Annotated in this window: 16 protein-coding genes; 10 read left to right on the forward strand and 6 right to left on the reverse strand. The window is 46.5% G+C overall.

Features of this window, described 5'->3' with window-relative positions:
* Positions 1–969 precede the first annotated feature (969 nt).
* The 7 genes from PAEAM_RS19965 (at position 970) to PAEAM_RS19995 (ending at position 10,681) form a co-directional block, all read left to right on the forward strand.
* Positions 970–1,941: an ABC transporter permease gene (locus tag PAEAM_RS19965; RefSeq protein ID WP_100528714.1), complete on the forward strand. Its 972-nt coding sequence runs from the start codon at positions 970–972 to the stop codon at positions 1,939–1,941.
* A 15-nt stretch (positions 1,942–1,956) separates the two neighbouring features.
* Positions 1,957–2,865, forward strand: coding sequence for a carbohydrate ABC transporter permease (locus PAEAM_RS19970; protein WP_036668765.1), 909 nt, complete (start codon positions 1,957–1,959; stop codon positions 2,863–2,865).
* A 41-nt stretch (positions 2,866–2,906) separates the two neighbouring features.
* Entirely contained in the window at positions 2,907–4,502 is a 1,596-nt protein-coding gene (locus tag PAEAM_RS19975; RefSeq protein WP_100528715.1) for an extracellular solute-binding protein, read from the forward strand.
* A gap of 107 nt (positions 4,503–4,609) precedes the next feature.
* Entirely contained in the window at positions 4,610–5,896 is a 1,287-nt protein-coding gene (locus PAEAM_RS19980) for an alpha-L-fucosidase (RefSeq protein ID WP_100528716.1), read from the forward strand.
* Between the two features lie 63 nt (positions 5,897–5,959).
* On the forward strand, positions 5,960–6,982 hold the full coding sequence (locus PAEAM_RS19985; RefSeq protein ID WP_100528717.1) for a carbohydrate-binding family 9-like protein: 1,023 nt from the start codon (positions 5,960–5,962) through the stop codon (positions 6,980–6,982).
* A 7-nt stretch (positions 6,983–6,989) separates the two neighbouring features.
* Positions 6,990–9,623, forward strand: coding sequence for a transglutaminase domain-containing protein (locus PAEAM_RS19990; protein ID WP_100528718.1), 2,634 nt, complete (start codon positions 6,990–6,992; stop codon positions 9,621–9,623).
* 5 nt (positions 9,624–9,628) lie between these two features.
* On the forward strand, positions 9,629–10,681 hold the full coding sequence (locus PAEAM_RS19995) for a glycoside hydrolase family 18 protein (protein WP_100528719.1): 1,053 nt from the start codon (positions 9,629–9,631) through the stop codon (positions 10,679–10,681).
* A gap of 150 nt (positions 10,682–10,831) precedes the next feature.
* On the opposite strand, the gene PAEAM_RS20000 is transcribed toward PAEAM_RS19995, so the two are convergent.
* A complete protein-coding gene (locus PAEAM_RS20000) occupies positions 10,832–13,132 on the reverse strand; it encodes a helix-turn-helix domain-containing protein (RefSeq protein WP_036668778.1) in 2,301 nt (766 codons plus the stop codon).
* A 313-nt stretch (positions 13,133–13,445) separates the two neighbouring features.
* Positions 13,446–14,960, reverse strand: coding sequence for a glycoside hydrolase family 43 protein (locus PAEAM_RS20005; RefSeq protein WP_100528720.1), 1,515 nt, complete (start codon positions 14,958–14,960; stop codon positions 13,446–13,448).
* A gap of 165 nt (positions 14,961–15,125) precedes the next feature.
* Between PAEAM_RS20005 and PAEAM_RS20010 the strand changes: the two genes are divergently transcribed.
* Entirely contained in the window at positions 15,126–15,998 is an 873-nt protein-coding gene (locus PAEAM_RS20010) for a helix-turn-helix domain-containing protein (RefSeq protein WP_430214038.1), read from the forward strand.
* 73 nt (positions 15,999–16,071) lie between these two features.
* Here PAEAM_RS20010 and PAEAM_RS20015 read toward each other — a convergent pair whose 3' ends face one another.
* The 4 genes from PAEAM_RS20015 to PAEAM_RS20030 all read right to left on the reverse strand — a co-directional run bounded on the left by PAEAM_RS20015 (position 16,072) and on the right by PAEAM_RS20030 (position 19,352).
* Entirely contained in the window at positions 16,072–16,641 is a 570-nt protein-coding gene (locus tag PAEAM_RS20015; protein WP_100528722.1) for a YdeI/OmpD-associated family protein, read from the reverse strand.
* Positions 16,642–16,652: 11 nt separating this feature from the next.
* The gene (locus tag PAEAM_RS20020; RefSeq protein WP_100528723.1) at positions 16,653–17,162 is read right to left on the reverse strand and encodes a DinB family protein; all 510 of its coding nucleotides are present in this window, start codon (positions 17,160–17,162) and stop codon (positions 16,653–16,655) included.
* Between the two features lie 83 nt (positions 17,163–17,245).
* The gene (locus PAEAM_RS20025) at positions 17,246–18,163 is read right to left on the reverse strand and encodes a helix-turn-helix transcriptional regulator (protein WP_100528724.1); all 918 of its coding nucleotides are present in this window, start codon (positions 18,161–18,163) and stop codon (positions 17,246–17,248) included.
* Positions 18,164–18,434: 271 nt separating this feature from the next.
* Positions 18,435–19,352, reverse strand: a complete 918-nt coding sequence (locus PAEAM_RS20030; RefSeq protein ID WP_036668788.1) for an ArsR/SmtB family transcription factor — start codon at positions 19,350–19,352, stop codon at positions 18,435–18,437.
* A 396-nt stretch (positions 19,353–19,748) separates the two neighbouring features.
* On the opposite strand from PAEAM_RS20030, the gene abnA reads away from it, so the two are divergent.
* Both abnA and PAEAM_RS20040 read left to right on the forward strand, forming a co-directional pair.
* Positions 19,749–20,660 (forward strand): arabinan endo-1,5-alpha-L-arabinosidase AbnA, encoded by a 912-nt coding sequence (abnA, locus tag PAEAM_RS20035; protein WP_076251708.1) that lies wholly within the window; start codon positions 19,749–19,751, stop codon positions 20,658–20,660.
* A gap of 132 nt (positions 20,661–20,792) precedes the next feature.
* On the forward strand, positions 20,793–22,133 hold the full coding sequence (locus PAEAM_RS20040) for an ABC transporter substrate-binding protein (RefSeq protein ID WP_036611486.1): 1,341 nt from the start codon (positions 20,793–20,795) through the stop codon (positions 22,131–22,133).
* The last annotated feature ends 2 nt before the right edge of the window (positions 22,134–22,135 follow it).

Below are 22,135 nucleotides of genomic sequence, written 5' to 3' on the forward strand. Positions count from 1 at the left end.
GAGTGAAAGTGACAAATAACACTGAGCCTGAACAGCCCTGCTGTCAGGCTAGCGTCTTTAGGCGCAGTTTGGCAACAGGGGGTTATACCCCAAGAGCAAACCACCCGTTGGACGGGTGGTCCTGATTTGAGTTGAAACTGTACACAGGTTTTCATATGATTATTTATATTACATTTAGTGTAATTAATCCTGTCGCTTTTTTATAAAGAAATGGATATCTACTTAGGATGTAAAGCCAGTTCGTGTTAGCGGAATGGCTTTTTTTAATGGTCTTTTACCGAAATATCTACTGTTTTCAGATTCCACACCTTGTGCAAAAACTACATATACGGCTCCGTATTTCCAGTGTTTACAAGCGTTTATGCATCCTGAAGGTAAAGATAAAAACAACATATATACGAAAGAGGGAGGAGAAATATAGAATAAAGGCAAGCCATTACAGGCTCGTAGTGTGCGAGAGATCTATGATAGATAATATTACATTTCATCACGTCGGTAAAACCTTGAAACCTGCAAACCTTAGAATTCAGTATGATGGCTGTAGACATCAATACCATGTCCCATGCGTATATGTGGGTTTTGACTTTAAGGTCTGTTTTCTAACCTAAGTTCGGATCTGACATCTTTCAAGTTCATGTGATGAAACTCTCAATGACAACTACAGGAGGGAAATAGGTCAAATTCTACATGTTTTATACCCGCGAAATGACAATGACAAGCTGGCAACAAAAGTGTAAACCCCTGTTGTAACAGTATATTCCGTGATTTTAGAAGTGAAGATGGAAATGGCATATTTACGGATTCGAAAATGATCCATAAACTCAGTATGTAAGCGTTACCAATTAAGAGGGGGAACAGAGCCGCTCGTTATGGAGACGCGGTTCGGAACTCCTTCTTATATTAAAAAAGGAGTGCTTCGCTCTTCCTCACAAACGGCCGGATTTTCATTAGAAAAGGAGGAAACAACTGATGCAGCTAAATGGGGAGTCTCCCTCGACGCAAAACTTAACGGTAAACACGATTCCGAATAGCAAGAAAAATAAATTATGGAGAAGGACGATTCGGAACTGGGAGTTGTATCTGTTTATTGCGCCAGCCTTTTTATACTTTCTGATATTCCATTATGGTCCGATGTACGGCATACAAATTGCATTTAAAAACTTTATCCCAACGCTTGGTGTCACAGGAAGCCCATGGGTCGGATTCGATCATTTCATCCGTTTCTTCAATTCGTATTATTTCTGGGATTTACTATGGAATACCCTTAGCATCAGCTTGTATGAGCTGGCTATAGGTTTTCCACTGCCGATTATTCTGGCGTTAGCGTTCAATGAAGTGAAGGATTCCTTCTTCAAGCGTACGGTGCAGACCGTCACGTATGCACCGCATTTCATTTCGGTCGTGGTGATGTCGGGGATGATCATTACCTTTTTATCACCCTCGTCAGGCATGATTGTCAATTTGGTACAGGCCCTTGGATTCCAGGCACCTCAATTCCTGACGGACCCTGCGTGGTTCAAGACAGTGTATGTACTATCAGGAGTCTGGCAAAGTGCAGGCTGGGGCACCATTATATACCTTGCCGCTCTATCGGGTGTGGACCCGCAACTACATGAAGCGGCTGTGGTGGATGGTGCGAGCCGTTTCAAACGGATTTTGCATATTAACATTCCAGCGATCATCCCTACGATCACCATCTTGTTAATTCTGAATATGGGCAGTATTCTGGGCGTCGGATTCGAGAAAATCCTGTTGCTGCAAAATCCGCTGAACATGGGCTCGTCCGATGTCATCTCAACATTTGTCTATCGATCCGGTCTGGTCGATGCGCAGTACAGTTTCTCTACGGCGGTGGGATTGTTCAACTCCGTAGTGAATGCGATTCTGCTTATTACCGTGAATCAGATTGCACGCCGCACCAGTGAAAACAGCCTGTGGTAAAAGGAGGGAATACACATGTCATCCGCTGTGAAAGAAAGCAGAAGTGATAAATTGTTCTTATTGTGCAATTACATCTATCTGACGGTAGCGCTCGTCATTGTGCTGTATCCGCTGTTATACATCATCAGTGCTTCAATCAGTGATCCCAAATATGTAGCCTCTGGTGAGATGTGGCTACTGCCAAAAGGGATTACGTTTGAAGGTTACGCCCGGGTGTTTGAGAACACCAACATCTGGATTGGGTACAAAAATACGATTATCTATACCGTTGTAGGCACCATCGTTAACCTGATTGTTACACTACCGGCAGCCTATGCGCTCAGCCGCTCGGACTTTGTGGGACGAGGATTCTTCATGGCGATGTTTATGGTAACGATGTTCTTCGGCGGAGGGCTTGTCCCAAGTTACCTGCTGGTCAAGGATCTTGGTATGGTGAACAGCATGTGGGCACTTATTCTGCCCGGGGCTGCATCCATCTGGAATATTATCGTATGCCGGACGTTCTTCCAATCGACCATTCCCAAGGAGTTACAGGAAGCGGCGCATATTGATGGGTGTACCAACACCCGGTTGTTCATCAAGATTGTGCTCCCGCTTTCGATGCCAATCATTGCAGTGATGGCGCTCTTCTATGGAGTCGGACACTGGAACAGCTATTTTAGTGCCATGATCTATCTGAATGATTCCTCCAAGTACCCGCTGCAGCTCTTTCTGCGCCAGATTCTGGTGCTTCAAGAAATGGCGGCTCAAGGGGGAGGCGCTATCGATACGTCTTCAGCAACGGCGATGAATACCAAAGCGGAGATCGCTGCACTGGTCAAATATGCTGTCATTATTGTTGCCACCCTACCGGTCATTGCGGTGTATCCATTCCTCCAGCGTTACTTTGTACAGGGTGTTATGATCGGTTCCGTTAAGGGATGATCTTAATCCATATACCACATTAAACAAGGGGAGTTGTTGTTATGAAAAAGCTTCGCAAGGCTTCATCCATTACACTCTGTCTCACCTTATTCGCAACATTGCTTGCAGCTTGTGGTTCAACCAATGAAGATGGAGGCACGACCTCCAAAGTAGAGGGGGTCAAAAAGGAAGGTTTCCCCATTGTAGACAAAACGCTAACGTTAAAGGTCATGTCCCAGGATGCGGGCGTAGCCGATTGGAGCACCATGCCTGTGCTGCAAGAAATGGAGAAACTGTCGGGCATCAAGCTGGAATACCAGCTCTCACCAATCGACAGCTTTGAAACGAAGAAAAATCTGGTTTTCGCGAGCGGAGACTTGCCGGATATGTTCTATGCTGCGGACCTCAAGCCAGCCGAACAGGTGACTTATGGTAGCCAGGGCATCCTGATCCCGTTGGAAAAATACATTGACGAAGGTTACGCCCCAAATATCAAAAAGATTCTCGATGAGAACCCGGATGTCCGTAAATCATTTACAACACCTGATGGGCATATGTATGCACTCCCATTCATTGATAAAGCCGCCGTGTGGTATAGAGGCCCAATGTGGTACAACGGGGAATTCTTGAAGGCACTTAACGTAGAAGAGCCCAAGACTACGGAAGAATTGTATACGTATCTCAAGCGTGTAAAAGAAGAAGATCCCAATGGCAATGGCCAGCAAGATGAAATTCCGCTTACTTCTGTAAAACTTGATGATCTTCGCATGTTTTTCTTCGGCTTCTGGGGAATGTACAACGAAGGCATCTATTCCGATAAGGACGGTAAAGTTCACTATCCTTATCAAGAAGAAGGTTACAAAGGTTATCTTACATTCATGAACCGCTTGTGGAAGGAAGACTTGCTGGATCATGAGACCTTCTCTCAAACAGGTGATCAGAAAAAAGCTAAAGGTGAAAGCAACAAACTTGCACTGTTCAACGATTACCATCCATACTTCACACTCGGTGGTGAACCTAGCACGGATCATCCGCTGATGACACCCGTGAAGAGCGAGGTGGCAGACTCTCCGGTATACGGCAAGCATCCGGGCATGTCGGCTCGCGGTACCTTTGCTATTACAAGCAGCAACCCGTCACCCGAGGCGACGATGCGATGGATCGATTACCTATATAGCTATGACGGTGCGACACTGTTCAATCAAGGTCCGGAAGGTGTGTTGTGGAAATTCAAAGACAAGGAAAATCACGTGAAAGAGTGGCTCCCCGTTCCTGGCGGCGGTGATCGTGAGGAATACCGGGGTAAAATCACGCCGAACTTTGGTATCTTGACACCGGGTATTAATGATCCGGATGTAGCGAAGGGTCTTCGCACCGAATTTGATGAGTGGATTGACACGCAAAATCAAGAGAAGTTGGTACCTATCGGAAAAGCACCATTTCCTAACGTTTATTTGACGAATGAAGAGCAAAGCGAAGCAACCGCTCTATTGTCTGACCTGGATACGTACGTTAAACAGATGGAAGCGAAGTTTGTGACCGGCCAGGAACCACTTGAGAACTGGGATAAGTACATTGCACAGATGGAAAAAATGGGCAGTTACCGTATCATCGAACTGTATCAGGGGGCATATGACCGCTGGAATTCGGGGCAATAAAGCCTATCGAGGTACATCCCATGCAGAAAGAGAGCAGTTAGCTTCAATATTGTTAGCTGCATTAAATTTTTCGCATATAAGAATTCTTGCGGGAGGTGTGAACCGTTATGCAGAAATGGTTTGAAGAAGCCAAACTGGGGATATTCATTCACTATGGCATCTATGCGGTGGACGGGGTTGCGGAATCCTGGTCCTTCTATAATGGCAGGATATCCTATGAAGAATATATGAAACAGTTGGATGGTTTTACGGCATCGGAATTCAATGCGGAGAAGTGGGCGGAATTGATTGAGAAGTCTGGTGCCCGGTATGCCGTATTAACAACGAAGCATCATGACGGCGTTGCTCTATGGGATACGCAATATAGTGATCTCAATGTTGTTAAACAGACACCAGCGAATCGGGACATTGTGAAGGAATATGCGGAAGCGATTCGGGAAAAGGGCATTCATCTAGGGATGTATTACTCACTCATTGATTGGTCACACCCGGATTATCCTAGCGTGTATGAAGGTGGAAAAGTGCCTGAGGATCTCAGCAGTGTCAACCGGCACTCAAGTCCTGTGGACGGCGTTCAAGTTCAGGAAAAGTGGCAGAAGTTCCTGCGATTTAATAACCATCAACTGGAAGAGATTTTAACAAATTACGGAAAGGTGGATCTGCTGTGGTTTGATGGGGACTGGGAACGGAGTGCCGAGCAGTGGAATCTGCCGGAGTTCAAGCATTATCTGCAATCTTTTAACCCGGATATCATCATCAACTCCCGCCTTCAAGGTTATGGGGATTACAAAACGCCTGAGCAAGGCATTCCGATCACAAGACCGGAGGGACCCTGGGAATTCTGCACCACGATCAATAGATCTTGGGGTTATGTGCCAACAGATCATAAATACAAATCGTTAAATCAGATCATTCGAATGTTCTGCGACTGCATTTCGATGGGCGGTAATATGTTGCTGGATATCGGTCCGCGTGAAGATGGCACCATCGATCAGAGGCAGGAGGATATTCTGCTTGGACTGGGAGCTTGGATCCGAACCCATGAAGAGGCCGTCTTTGGTACGGGTGAAGGCATTATGCCTCGCTATTATCTGGGGGGAAGCACCGTATCCGAGGATCGAAAGACGCTGTACCTGTTTGTGTATGACGATCCAAAAGAGAATGTGTGCATCAAGGGTCTCTGCAATCCGATCAAGAAAATTACCGTGCTACATTCGGGCAAAGAGCTTAATCATGAGATTCATGGGGGCGTGCCTTGGTTCAATATCCCGGGGACAACGTGGATCAAGATGACCCCGGAGGACACGCATGAACAGGTGACCGTTCTTAAGCTCGAATTTGATGAGGAGCTGGAAATGTACGGCGGCTCTGGAGCCGTTGTCACCCATAACTAACCATTACGGGGAGGGCGTGTGCTGGTAGATGCATGCCCTCCCTTACGAATTGGAGAGAGTGACATGAACAGAAGTGGAGTGCCAGAACCCAGGATTGAGTATGCTCCCAAACATTATATATGCAAGCGTGCGCAGGAACCGTTGGTGTTAGACGGTCGTGTGGATAAGGCATTCTGGGATGCGGCTCATTGGACGGAGGATTTCGTTGATATTGAAGGTGATCTTCGTCCGAAGCCAGAGAAACAGACACGGGTAAAAATGCTGTGGGATGACGACTATTTCTATTTTGCTGCCGAGCTGATTGAAGATCAGATCTGGGCTACCCTGACTGAACGTGATTCCGTTATTTTTTATGACAATGACTTCGAGATTTTTATCGATCCCGACGGGGATTCCCATCAATATTATGAGTTCGAGATCAATGCGCTCAATACGGTATGGGACCTGTTATTAGTGAAGCCTTATCGGGATGGTGGGCCTCCGGTTAACGGTTGGGATATCAGCGGTCTCAAGACGGCCGTATATATCGATGGGGAACTGAACAGACCTGGTGCAGAGAATCGGAAATGGAGCGTGGAAGTCGCGATTCCCTGGGCCAGTCTGAAGGAATGTGCCGAAGGAAGCCGTCCACCTGCGCCGGGTGAGTTCTGGCGTGTCAACTTCTCGCGTGTGGAGTGGCAAACCGAGGTACAGGACGGTGAGTACCGCAAGGTGCTGAATCCAGATACGGGTAAATCTTATCCGGAGGACAACTGGGTTTGGTCACCTATGGGTATTATCAACATGCATTACCCGGAGTTATGGGGTTATGTTGTATTCTCGGATGACGGAACGGATCAGTCGTTTGAGTTGCCTGAAGACGAACGAATCAAATGGGAGCTTCGCAAGCTCTACTACCGTGAACGTAATTATTATGAAACCCATGGTGAATTTACACAGGATGTGAAGCTGCTTATGGGTGAGGAATCGTTGAGCTGTGAGCCTGTTATTGAAACGACTCGCAGCCTGTTCCAGATTACTGCGTCGTCTTCGGACGGAACGGCCTTGATCTGTATTCGGGAAGACGGAAAGCTGTGGAAGGAGTGATAACGCAATGACCAGCCAAACCTTGGTATTTTCCCTTGATGCACAGTCATTGGAGAGAATCGAGCAAAAGTTCCAGGAGAAGGTGCGTTTTGCAGAGGCCCGCAAATCGGAGTTGTTTCATATTTTTCAGCAAGAGCTAACACAAGAAGAGACTTGGGCGTTGAAGTATATCTATGCCTATATGCCGGTAAACGACATGGCTGATTATAACGGGGACTTGTTCTTGAGCCATGTGCGCCAGGCTTTGGACATCCGCAAACGTGTGCCTTGGGGAGAACGTGTTCCGGATCATCTGTTCCTTCATTTTGTGTTGCCTTATCGGATAAATACAGAAAATATTGAAAATTTCCGCGGGTTGATATATGACGAATTAGCCGAGCGGACAACGAATTTATCCATGGCCGATGCCATTCTGGAGACCAATTACTGGTGTCATGAGAAAGCGACCTATATTGGCAGCGATCTGCGCACTATATCACCGCTGACGATGATCCGGAATGCTCGTGGTCGATGCGGCGAAGAATCCACGCTGGCGGTGGCCGCTCTTCGCAGCATCGGTATACCTGCCCGTCAGGTCTACACACCGCGCTGGGCTCACTGTGACAGTAACCATGCTTGGGTAGAAGCCTGGGCAGATGGTCAATGGTATTACATCGGTGCATGCGAGCCGGAAGCCCGTCTGAATCAAGGGTGGTTCAGCCCGCCAGCCCGCAGGGCCATGCTGATTAATACGAGGATCTATGCCGACTATCCCGGACCAGAGGATATTACGCTCTCCGAAAAGGGATATACGGAAATTAATTTGCTTGAGAACTATGCGCCCACACGCAACATCTATGTGAAGGTGAAAAATGAGCAGGGAGCTCCCGTACCCGAAGCGAGCGTCCGCTTTGAGCTGTACAATACGGCTGAATTCTATCCGATTGCCGAGATTAGGACGGATGCACAAGGGGAAGCGACCTTTAAGACTGGCCGTGGTGACCTTTTGATTCGTGCGGTTAGCGGCGGCAAGTGGAGTGAAATCCTATTCAAGGCTCAGGAAAATAAGGTTATAGAGCTTGTGCTGGACTCGTCAGAGCAGCCTACAGGGATTGCAGATTTCGATATGGTTCCTCCTCCGGAAAGGGAAGGAGAGATCGTGGTTGCATTACAGGAAGAAAAGATTGAGATTCATAATCGTCGTCTGGAGGAAGGAGCGCAGACCCGGAGCGAGTATGAGGACACGTTCCTGAGTGAGGAGGAAGCTGTCTCGCTGGCTAAAAAGGTTGGACTGCCCTCGGTCCGTGTATGGGATGTTCTCCGCAAGGCACGGGGGAACAGCCGGGGAATTGCAGCTTTCCTAGAGGAACGTTCCAATCTATACGGTGAGTGGCCGCTCCGGTTGCTGGAGTCGATGAATGAAAAAGATTTAATTGATACTTTTCGACAGACGCTGGATGATCATCTGATTGGTGCGCTCTCGCAGCAAGGATCATGGGCGGAAGATACGTTCGTGAGCTACATCCTGTGTCCGCGGATCTCCTATGAGATGCTGGTCCCTTATCGAGGTGTATTCCAGAATGCCTTTTCGGCAGATGAAGTAGCAGCGTTCAGGGAGAATCCCTCGACACTTGCCCGAATGCTGGAACAGCAATATGAATACTATGACGATCTTCCTAATCTAAAAGGCAAAGGGAATCCAATAGGGACGTTTAGTCTAATGAAGGGAGACTCTCAGTCGCTGGATATTTTGTTTGTGGCTGTATGTCGCAGTTTGGATATTCCGGCCCGATTACATCCGAGCGCACAGAAACCACAGTATCTAAGTGATAGAGGCTGGGAGGATGCAGTGTTTAGTCTCACCTCACCTCTAACTCAGGAGAGCACAAGCTGGGGAATGCTCCAACTTCATAGGTATATAAAAGCTTCGCAGGACACACCTGCGGCATCTTATTTCGAAAACTTCTCGTTTGCCCGTCTGAAAGATGGCGTCTACAAGACATTGATTTATCCTTATGGCAGTACGGATGTCTATAGCGAGCCATATGAGGTTGAAGCAGGAGCTTATCGCTTAACGACAGGCATTCGTCTGAAAGATGGAACGGCAAAAGTACGATTCGTCTACTTTACCGTGAACGCCGGAGATACCACTGAGGTTGTATTGTCTTATCGCGAGAATGAGGTTGATATTCCTGTACTGGGTAAACTGGCACCAGGAAGTATACTGACCCGTCTGGATGGTTCAGAGGTAGAACTAGAGGAACTTCTGGGATCTGAGGGTGCCATTGCTGCCTGGATTGAACCGGAGCGGGAACCGACCAAACATCTGATTCGTGAACTGTGCGAGCTGGCAGAGCCGCTGGATAAGCTGGGTATACCAATCGTACTCATAATCGGAGATATGGAATGGAACGCTGCCTTTGACCCTGCTGGTTATCCAAAGCTGCCTGTACGCACGGTTTTTGTACGAGATTCCAGTTATGCTTCCTTGTCAGGCTTCAATTCGAAGCCTGCGGCTCATGAAGCAGGTTATCCGCATCTGTTCGTGATGGATACTCAGCATCAAGTTCGTTATTCGGCTTCTGGGTACAAGATTGGTACCGGGAAGGAAGCCTTGCAGATTGCTGCTGCGATATCTCAATCATTGAACAGATCGGAGTGAAGAGAGTGACGAAATATATCGCTGCGGGTTATGCTGTTGATTCAGTTCTTCCCGACATGACACATGAGGATCTCTTGAAGTTAACCCATCTGAACGTAGCCTTCGGACATGTCAAGAATGATGCAATAACAACCGAGCATCTAAAAAACGGTCATGTGATCCAGAACATCAAGCGGGAGCATCCAAATCTTACAGTGCTGTTGTCTGTAGGCGGATGGAGCGCTGGCGGTTTTTCCGAAGCCGCCTCAACCCAGGCGGGGAGGGAAAGCATGGCTGAATCAGCGGTTAAGGCGCTGGAGGAATATCCTTTTGACGGGATCGATCTGGACTGGGAATATCCTTGTTACGGTGAAGCTGGTATCGCATCCAGCCCAGATGATAAACGGAATTTCACTTTACTTCTCAAGACGATGCGGGAGGCACTGAGTGCCAAGGGAGAAGAGGATGGCCGTCATTATCTGCTCACCATTGCAGCAGGGGCTGATCAATACTACGTTGATGGTACAGAGATGGCTGAGGTGCAGCAGTACCTGGACTACGTGCAGTTGATGACCTATGATATGCGTGGTGGTTTTCAGGTTCTGACCGGACATCATACGAATCTGTACACGCCAACAGGAGATCTGTTTCGAATCAGTACGGATGCTTCCGTGAACCTGTTTATTTGCGCAGGCGTTCCGAAGGAGAAAATTGTGATTGGAGCTGCCTTCTATTCCCGGATCTGGACTGAGGTTCCTGACCGAAACCACGGACTCCATCAAATGGCCGGCAGCACAGGCGGCTACGGTCCGTCATTTGCCGAGCTGGAAGCGAAGTACATTAACAAGAATGGTTACACCCGTTATTGGGATGAAGAAGCCTGTGCACCGTTTTTGTTTAATGGGTCCAGCCTCATATCTTATGATGATGAAGAATCGATCCAATGCAAATGTGATTACGTAAAGGATCAAGGTCTGGCCGGGATCATGTTCTGGGAGTACGGCTGTGATCCAACTCACCGTTTGCTAGGTGCAGTGCATCAAGGACTGAAGGTTCTTCCGGCTGGGAAAATCGGATAAGGCCGCCAGCCGCGACGAATCAGATTATGTCTACGGACTAAAAACATACGAAGGGGCCGTCCTATACGTTATGAGCATGACGTATAGGACGGCCCTTGTTTGCGTTGTTTTGGTCTAATGAATCAGGCACATGTTAGACGATATCACCATTTATCCAATACATTCCTCGTCATCATCATCAGGAGAATCGGCGGAGCCATTGGGACGGTGCATTTTACGGTATTGCCCTGGGGTATAACCCGTCTCTTTTTTGAATTTGCGGATGAAGTTTGGTGTATCCAGGTAACCGACACGCGTGATGATATCTTTTAACGGATCGGTAGTATGCAGCAGTAGTCGAATGACCTCATCCATCCGTTTCTGCCAGATATATTGGGTAAAGTTCATGCCGATCTTTTCTTTGAAAGAACGACTGAAATAGGATGAAGAGATCGTGAATTTCGATGAAATCGTACCTAAACTGAGATCATAATCAGAGAAATTAGCATCGATATAAGCAACAATTTCATCCATAAGAGAGCTTTCTTCCGTCTCACTCTTCGCTTCGACATGGGCGCAGATTTCGGCGGCAAGGCCTGTCAGTTTTTTCTCCAAATCCTCTAACGAGTCGTAGGAAGTGATCCTTGGAAGTTGATCAACCACATGATGGATTCCAAGCTCCGAAGCGGTTTTGAGCATTGTATTCAGAATATCAAAGCAGATGCAACGCAGCAGCGGTACAGATGGCATTTCGGATTTCAGGGTATTCAACGCAGTTGACACCATCTGAACCGCCACATCATAGCTGCCTTGTTTTAAGCTCTGAACCAGCTTTAATAACACATCCTTAGGGACCCAGAAGGAGGAATCCTGTACATCGGAACCAGAGAGGTCGTTAAAGTATGTACTCCTGCCCTGTCCATGTAGCATCGATGCTTCCAGAGCGGTCGAGGCCTCAATGTAGGACTGATTCAGCTGTTTCGGATAAGTGTACCGATTGCCTATCCCGATTGCGGGCGCGACCCCGGTGTGTTCTGTCACCATCCATTGCAGTTTTTCAACAATAGGCTCCATACGGATATTCAGGCTACCTTCATGCCCAATTTCGGCATCGAATCCCACGATAAGGGCCAATTGGTCTGCCTGTGGCAGCTCTACGCCGTAAGCATATGCAGACAACTCCGGCAGGTCCACATCGTTCATCAGCTGCATGACAGTAGGTTGCTCGGGGTTATCACCGATAGGAAAAGCATGCATTTCCCAGCCCATGATCATGACAAAATAATGGGACCGGTTAAAGCGTATGCCAAGCTTATCCGTAAACTCAGAGGGAAAATCTCCGGTGTGACCGTGCTTCAGCAACATGAGCAAAATATGATTGCGAGCATAGGGCTCCTGAAGATCTACGCGCTGACTATAATCATGCAGTGTTTTCTTGATCCATTCCAGCTCGTTGGTGGTGGAGGATGGAGCAGGATCATTTTTCAACCGAATGAACTCCATTAAGTCTGAAATCGGATGGTACTGTCTTCGGGCCAACATAATGGCGAAGAATGTGCCCATCACCACCATGAAGGAGAAAACAAGAACAACAAAGGTGCGAATATGAACGATTCGGCTAAAAAATTGGTTGCTGGGCATAGCGGTTACATAAGTCCAACCCGCATCCGATTTAACGGATACAACCGAATGTGGTTCTTGATTTAAGGAGATGCTGTGCGTGCCGGATTCAAGAGCAAACAGAGCGTTAACTTCCTGTTCGGATATGATTTCTCCCTTGTAATTGGCTGCCAGGACTTGCCCGAAATTATCGAAAATATAAGTCATCCCGTGATAGTCGCTGAGGATGGAATCAATTAAGCCCGTCAGATTGGACTCGTGTATCAAGTACATGACGGTTCCATGAGCGGGCGTATTGTTAGGTGCAATCGGTACAAGGTAGGCCAGCATGGAATTGGGTATTCTGGTTCCTTGGACGACCTGCTCCGCTGGACGTATTGTGGGGGACTGTACGTTATTCAAATCCCGGATCATGTCTGTTTTGTTCCACGTAGTAAATTTGTAGCGGCCAGTGAATACATCCAGGTTCTCAGAACCTTGAGAAGAATAGATGTTATCATCTTCACGGAAGAACAGGAATAACTCATCGATAATGGAACTGGTGGCTTTGTATTTGACCAATGCGCCGATGGATTCCCGGCTATAGTACGGATGGTGGGTCCAATACCGCGTTAACTGCTCATCGTAGGCGATGCGAAAAGCGATGTCTTGGAGTTCTTTCATGCGATCATCAATGACAGTTTTGGCTTGAGTGAGCTGATTGACATTGGTCTGTTCAATCTCTGAACGGAGCGTGTCCACAGCGTTGTGATAAATAATGATGGTTAAAATAACAAGAGGGATAAGGAAAATGGAGATATAGGATAGGGTGTACTTAAACAGAAGCTTGGACTTGAAGTGATTCCATTTCATATCTGCAACCTCCCGTTTATCTTAGTGCTGCAGCGATAGCGCTCTCATATGGGCAGTGAAGTTATTGCCAAGATGGGAGCTGCTGGGGTGTTCCTTCTAAAAATACTAGGAGAACTTCTCTAATAAAGCAATGGTTCTTTTATAAATTCCAGTGCAATCCGTAAGAAAGATATAGCTATAGCAAAATCCCCTCAAAGTTCACTCATTTCCTTATGCTACCACACAAGGCTTTTCAAAGAGTATCTACTTTAAGGGGATAATTTCAGCTGATCATATATTATATTTTCTATTACTGAATATAGGAGTTAAACGATTATTCGTCTAGAGGTTCATAGTCAAACCAATCGTAACTTGCAGGCGTACACTCCCCCGATGGAGCATAAGCGTAGATGGCGATCATCACACCTGTGAAACCACTTGCCACTTCGGTAGATAACAGATGTGTTTCTCCAGAACCCACTTCGATGGCATCGGATGAACCTTGCTGATAGAGGAACGTGAAGTGATTACGGTCAGCCTTGATTTGTAATACAACCGGCCCCGTGTCACAGTCAAGCACCTGTTCGGTTCGCAGAGAGCCGACGGTTCGCCGCAATACGATTTTCTTCTGACCGTCGATCTGTGTTACAGCCAAGTCGTAATGATATTTATCATTCATAAATAAGGTTAGTCCAGCTTCCTCACCGTTCGCATTTGGCTCATAACGCAGCTCGGTTGCCATTTTGCATAAGAAATGGCTCAAGCGACGTCCGACAAAGGCTGGATTTCCTCCATCATCGAGTGAAACCGGCTGACCCCGCAGGATGAGTTGCCCGGGATTTTCTGTGAGTGTCCAACTATTCGGAGCCGGGTTCCGTAAGAAGATCCAGTTCATGTCCAAAGTTGGTTCGTCAAAATGATCCCGTATAGCCTGAGGTGGCCAAGGGTGCTCAGTCAACAAAGGCCCAGTCATCTCCTGCTCAATATGTCCGTCCACACCGATCATCGGCCAACCGGTGTCCGTCCAAGTGACAGGTGCTAGAAAGGTCTCGCGTCCCAGGTGGTGTCGCATGGGATAACCTGCTGGACGAATACCAAGAGATACGGCCCACCAGCTTCCGTCCTGGATCTGGACAAGGTCTGCATGCCCGGTTGCATGGATGCTGGATTTCATGCTCCGATTGGACAGTATCGGATTATGAGGACACGGATCAAATGGTCCGTATGGCTCTGTGCTCCGAGCGATGGTCTCCATATGACCATACTCGGTTCCACCTTCGGCGATCATCAGATAGTAGAGTCCGTTTATTTTATACATGTGGGGAGCTTCGGGGGCTGCACCTCCGGTTCCAGTCCAGATCAATCGACTATCGGTTAGTCTGGCTCCGGTCGTGATGTCTATCTCAGATTGATAGATGCCCTCGCCTTCATTGCCATTACAAGCAGTTTGAAAGTATACACGTCCATCATCATCAAAGAGAAAAGAGGGATCAATGCCACCCTGATCAACAAAAATTGGAGCAGACCATGGTCCCTCGGGCTGGGCACTACGTACATAAAAATTTCCGCCGCCGCTGACATTGGTTGTTGTCATGTAGAACCAGCCATCATGGTGCCGGAGTGTTGGGGCGAAAATGCCGCCAGAACTGCCCGCGTTCGCTAAAGGGAGTTGCTCAGTTGTTGTGAGGACATGGCCGATCTGTCGCCAGTTCACAAGGTCTTTGCTGTGGAAGATGGGCACACCAGGGAAATATTCAAAGGTACTGGTTACCAGATAATAGTCTTCGTTCACACGGCAGATACTTGGATCTGGATAAAACCCCGGAATGACCGGATTGGTATATTTCATCATGATATACTCCTATTCATTGTGAGAGTTTAGTATGAATCTGGACACATTGAAAATCCCTGCTACAAGGCGAATTATAACGCTTATAAGTATATGGAACCTTGATTTTTCGGTCTTGGAATAGCATGATATAGACATTCAACCCAACTATGTTCGCGGAGGGGAATGCTTTTGAGTAATGCATATTTGAGATGGTTTACCTCAGACCATCAACAATTTCCGTTTTTTATTCAGTACGGTGGACATGTTGAGGACATGGAGCTTCATAATCATGTGGACTTTACGGAACTTGTGATTGTTCTGAGTGGTCATGCAACCCATGTGGTGAACACCGAGGAATTTTTTATTAAAAAAGGGAACGCATTTGTGATTAATGGCGACACCCATCATGCGTATAAAGACCCTCATGATTTTAGGATCTGTAACATTATGTTCAGTCCCGAGATGCTTGCTTTGGCTGGGCCCGATCTGAGAAAATCTAACGGCTTCCAGGCGCTGTTTGTTTTGGAACCGTTTTATCGTAATATTCACTCCTTTCCGAGTAAATTGGCGTTATCCATTTCCAGTCTGGAGTATGTAGAATCGCTGATATCGTTCATGATTGAGGAGTATCAGAGTAAACAGCAAGGGTATCAGACGATGTTGATCTCACGTCTTACGGAGATGGTTGTTTATTTGTCGAGGCAATATGATACGCAGGAGAAAGGGATCGAAGGTAATAATCTGATGCATCTGGCAAATGCTATTTCATTTATTGAAGATCATTATCTGGAGCCACTGTCGCTAGAGGATATCGCGGGGAAGTCGAATATCTCAATAAGGCATCTGAATCGGATTTTTCGATCCTATTATCAGATGACCCCGATCTCTTATCTGCAAAAGTTGCGTCTGGAGAAGGCATGTCATTTGTTGAAAAACGGGAATCTGTCCATCACGGAAATTTCGTATGAATGTGGATTTAACGACAGTAATTATTTCACCCGCCAGTTTAAGAAAGCTTTTGGCAAGTCTCCCAAAACATACAGGCAGACTCATTAATACCTGATCGAATATAAAACACCAAAACAGGGCCTCCTCATATGGAGGTCCTGTCTGCTGTCTCAGGGAAAATTCAATGGTTCAAGAGCCGTCTGTTGTCATGCCACTGACCGTACATTTTATTTTCCTTTGTGTTGGTTATGAACTTATCCAATCTGCTCTGGAATAGTGCTGGCTGATTCTTCACACTTTGGATCGTATCGATCCGAACGTTCTGATACAGGGTAGGAAAGGCCATAAAATTTGCATAAACCTGATGGTCTTCTTTCAGCCTTTGTTCGATCACACCATCAATAATGAAAGCACTCGGGTCCATAACAGGAAGAACCTTTCTCCCCTCGTCATGCATGAAGCCCAACTTTTCAAGACGACGGACACGTTCCTTGTTCAATTCAGTCCATGAGCTACGTTTCCTTCTAGGCGATAATCGCTGTGCTAATTGAGTCTCGGATATTTTCTTTTTGAATCCATCGATCCAGCCAAAGCACAGCGACTCCTCAACCACGTCCAAATACAGCAGGGTATTTGGCACGGGTTTTATGCTTATCATTACCCAGCAAGATTTCTCGACTTTTCCATGCGTCTGCAACCAATTTCTCAATTCATCCCTCGACGTCATGGGGATACAATGTACATTTTCCATCCGATTGTCAACTATACCTGAGCCGGTTCCTGATACCAAAAGAGTGAATAGTCATTCATGATGGAGGCATGCCCCAATTGACGCAGCATGGTAGAAACATTGCCTCGATGATAGGTTCCGTGGTTAACCACATGGATTACGATGTCCGATAAGCTGGTTTCACGAACTCCTGCAAATGGATTATCGAGTAGAATGGTTTGCTCCAGATCAGCTTGGCCTCGTAACCACTCACTGTATTGTGCCGACAGGTCGGTAAAACATTGGATGTACTCATCCACAGAACCGTAAATTTCACTATTGAGTGGTATGCATGCTTGCAGTGCCTCGGGCATACCGGTGCCAGTTAACACCAGGTACCACATCTTATCCACTGTATAGATATGGCTGAGTGCGTGAGCAATGGTTGGATATGAACTGTTCACTTCCTGACTCAGGACAGAGGAGGGCAGTTCCTTGATTCTGCCCAGGATGGTTTGGTTGGCCCATGTGTGGTAGTTATACATTTGTTCCGGATGATTCATTGATGATCGTCTCCTTTAATTTGGCTATAGATTGGGTTAACTTACTGAGATGATTATAAAAAAAGAAGTATGACAACAGCGTGTCATACTTCTTCATAGAGCTTAAGTGCGTTTCGAAGTTGTTCTTTCAGAATGCCTCGTAATTCAATCGGTTCGAGCACCTCGACGCCACTTCCCAAACTAAGTAGAAACGACCATAACCACTTGGCTTGTAACGGTTGATGAACCGGGATACGCATCGTCATACTTCCATCCTCGTGAAATTGCTTATCTGCCTGTTGAAAATGATCCATGGCTTCCGCGAGCGCTTCCGGGTTCACCCGAAATACCACATCACTTACCTGATCTTGCCATGACGGATCTGAGACAACCGTCTCTTGGGGAAGCTCAAGGTGGGGTTGGAAGTGTTCCGATGTCAGTTGCACGTTCATCATCCGGGACAGTCGGAACTCGCGATAATCCTGCCGTGTCTGGCAAAATCCATATACATACCAATTACGATATTTAAAATGTAATTTTACCGGTTCCAGATGGCGGGGTGTATGTTCATTCTTTGTATTGATGTAGTCAAAACGGACAACCTGATGATCCGTAATACCTTTACGCAGATGAGGAAGGGCATCAGGTTCTGTTCGGCGTGTCTCCAGATCCACCGACAGACTTGAGGTTTGATGCTCCGGTCCAATCGTTTGCAGACGTTCAATCGTGCCTTGTGCACGTGCATCTTCGAATACTGTGGATAGACTGCTCAGGATCGTGATCAGGGAATCCACATCATAAGAACCGAGCAAGCTTTTATCCATCTTGTATCCGTCCATCATGCCGTAGCCACCTTTGAGTCCCTGATGGGAGACGACCGGGAAGCCGGCGGCACAGATTACATCAATATCCCGATAGATCGTTCTTGGGGACACCTGAAACTCTTCCGCCAAGGTGGAAGCAGACAATACTTCGTGGTTCAGCAGTTTGTATATGATTGAGATTAATCGCTCCAATTTCAAAAGGTATCCCCGCCCGTTATTCCATTTTGTCATTACAGGCCATTATTATATCACGCCAGGGTAAACAACATGGAGGATTACACAGGGTCTATAGGAGGTCATATCATGCAGTAAGTTTTGTTCCAACATGATTGGACAAGTTATTCGGTGTGATGAAACAAAAAAGAGTGCTGGATAGCACCCTTTCGAAGACACATGATTGTTGTTGTGTTGAACAGTTATGTTAGCAGATCGATCGAACTTCATATCGAGTGAATAGTCAGAGACGGCTCTACTCTTCTTGCACGTTATAGAGAACCCGAGCGAGCAGATTCTGTCCATAGTTTCCGAAGTTTTTACCAAAGATCGTTAAGCCCCGTTTGTTCAAAGGTTCGTCCGTAACTGCAATGCGGAAGTGAATATCGCTTTTGTAATCCAGCCCAATCTGGTCCAGCGTCACATCCGAGATGCGGCATCCGTCGATATAGCTGCCTTCCTGTGTAATCCGGATCAGCTTCAGCATGCCGTACTGATTCAAGTGCGGAGGCCACCATTCCGGATTAAAGGTACCGCGTGTATTGCCAAAATCCCCCGGACTTGTCCAGCAGCCAATCTCAATCCCATTGACATAGAAGTAAATATCCGAAGGGTAATTGTCACAAAAGCCAGGGGCCTCCGATCCCAGTTCCATCGACAACTGAATTTCGCTAAAGGACTGATTGGGTTTGAGATAGTTTGGAATCCGATATTCCAGATAACCTTCAGCCAGCCAGATCATCTCCGCATCAATTCGCAGTGGATCAGCAAAGTACCGCGGATCATCGAACTCTCCAACAATACTGTCCCGGGTAGCGAGACCACATGTAGGTGCGGCCTGATAATCGCTGTAATGACCGACCTGAATTTCCACCTCATAACGATTGTTAATCTCTTGTGAACGCAGATCAACCATCAATTTTTCCTCATTGAGATAACATATCTTCTGAATTCCATGTTTGCCAACGGCGGTGTTGATCTCGATCAATCCGCTCTCTTCAAGCTTCTTGATATGCATCGTGATGGCGCCATTGCTCAGTCCCAGCTTGGTTGCAAGATCATTGAGATTAAGACTTTGGTTCTTGGCCAGCAGCTCGATGATCTGAATCCGGATTTCCGAACTGAGCGCTTTGAAGATATTCACACCCGACATCAGATCTTTAATATAAATCATAGGTGGATTTCCTTTCCCCGTTCTGAACAAAGTCTTCGACACAGACATTTGCACATTTATATGTTTTATTTCAGATAATTATAAATCATTCCCTCATGGAAGGGAAGGGTGGAGAAATAGAAGCCAAAACCCTTGTATATAGCGCAAATACGAGAATATAACCTATATTTTGTCCACTATTCCGGTTAAAATAAGTGTTAATCAGTTCACATATATTTGAAATATACCATTGAAATGTAATGTAACCGCTTTTATAATCCTATTATACCTAAATTGATTCAATACTTCATGAACCTAATTAACCATTTGAACAGGAAAGGTGGAGTTGGTTTGGAAAAGTTAAGCAATGTGAAGAGGTTTAAGTGGAAACGGTTGGCGTTACCGGCATTACTTGTGATGGTATTACTGCTGGCAGGTCAGTCAAAAGCTTTGGCGGCATTCTGGAATCTGACCGGAGATACCGCTGTTCATGATCCGTCGATTATCAAAGAGGGCAATTCCTGGTACACCTTTTCAACCGGCCCGGGCATTCAAGTATTGAAATCCGATAATGGATCGTCCTGGTATCGTGTTCCACAGATCTTCTTAAGTAAGCCATCCTGGTGGGCTTCTGCCGTTCCGGGACAAAGCGGATTGGATGTATGGGCACCGGATGTAGAGCAGTATAACGGAAAAGTATGGCTCTATTATTCAATCTCCACCTTTGGCTCCAATCGGTCTGCGATTGGTCTTGCGTCTGCGAACAGCATTGGAGCAGGGCAGTGGAAGGATGAAGGATTGGTGCTTCAAACCACGACCGCCAATAATTATAATGCCATTGATCCAAATCTGGTCATTGATGCTTCAGGCAATCCATGGCTGGCCTTTGGTTCTTTCTGGAGTGGTCTGAAGATTGTCAAGCTGGACAAAAACACGATGAAACCGACGGGAAGTATAACTTCCATTGCTGCGCGCCCGAATAACGGAGGTGCTATTGAAGGACCAAGTATTGTATATCGTGGCGGCTACTATTACCTGTTTGCTTCCATCGATTCTTGCTGCCAAGGGGTGAACAGTACCTACAAAATGGTCTATGGACGTTCGACCAGTATAACAGGCCCTTATGTGGACAAAAACGGAGTTAATATGCTGAATGGTGGCGGAACGATATTGGATACAGGCAATGTGAAGTGGAAAGGTCCAGGTGGTCAGGACGTGTACAACGGCAATGTCATCGCAAGACATGCCTATGATGCAGAGGATAATGGCAATCCGAAATTGCTGATTAATGACTTGCTTTGGGACTCGAGTGGCTGGCCGAAATACTAATTTATTTTATATAAATATAAAATGTTTTATAAAAGTGTTGACTAAAGTGATCTGGATTTGATAAATTTAACAACAGAAATCTTATTTCATCCAATTGAATACGGTTACAAGTCCAGATCAGGAGGGGTTCAGATGGTAAAGAAAAAGAATTGGGTCACATTTATGCTTCTTATGCTGGTAAGTGCGCTGGTACTCGCAGGTTGCGGTGGAAGCAGCGGTGCAAGTGGGGACAAGGAGTTAACATTTATGTTCCGCGGCGGTACAGACGAGCAGAAAGCATACCAAGCGGTGGTCAAGAAATTCGAAGAAGATCATCCGGGTGTGAAAGTCAAAATTATCGTAACGGCTGCGGATCAATATGCAACCAAGCTCAGAGCGGCAATTACAGGCAACAGCTTGCCTGACGTATTTTATATCAATCCGGGCGACGTGAAAGCGTATGTGAACAGCAATGTGCTGATGAACCTCACTTCGTATATTGAAAACAATCCGGATGTTGATCTCGATAATATCTGGAAATACGGCGTGGACCTGTATCGTTATGACGGCCAAATGGCAGGTCAAGGTGATATCTACGGTATGCCGAAGGATCTGGGGCCATTTGCACTGGGCTACAACAAAACGTTGTTTGAAAAAGAGGGCATTCCACTCCCTGACAAGGATAAACCATACACATGGGAAGAGTTCATCAAGGTGAACCAGCAAGCGACCAAGGATACCAATGGAGATGGTAAACCGGATGTATACGGTACTGGATTCAACGTACAGTGGGCACTGCAATCCTTTGTATGGAGCAACGGTGGAGATTGGTTGGATGAGACCAAAACAAAAGTAACGATTGATGATCCAAAATTCGCTGAAGCACTGCAGTTCTTCGCGGATATGCAGAATGTATACAAAATTACACCTTCCATTGAGGAAGCGCAAACATTGGATACGTACCAACGCTGGATGAAAGGTGAAATGGCTTTCTTCCCTGTAGGTCCATGGGATATGAGTACATTTGAGAAATTACCTTTCGATTATGATTTGCTGCCTTTCCCTGCGGGGTCGACTGGCAAATCGGCAACGTGGATTGGATCTCTGGGAATCGGAGTATCCGCGAAAACGAAACATCCAGAAGAAGCAGCAGCATTGGTGAACTACCTTACGGCTTCGAAGGAAGGCATGCAGCAACTGGTAGATGCCAAGGTACAAATTCCCAACTTGCTTGATATGGCAGACGAGTGGGCCAAAGATACATCCACGAAACCAGCCAACAAACAGGAATTCATTGATATCGTTGAAGATTACGGCAGGGCTCTGCCAGGTAACTACACGTACAATGCGGAATGGTATGACCTGTTCTTCACGGACATCCAGCCGGTGTTGGATGGCAAGATTACAGCGGCAGACTATGTGAAGCAGCAACAACCGAAAATGCAAAAACTGCTCGACAAAGCGGTTGAACAAGAAAAGAAATCTCAGAAATAGTA

This window comes from Paenibacillus sp. GM1FR (assembly GCF_002803315.1).
GTDB lineage: Bacteria > Bacillota > Bacilli > Paenibacillales > Paenibacillaceae > Paenibacillus > Paenibacillus amylolyticus.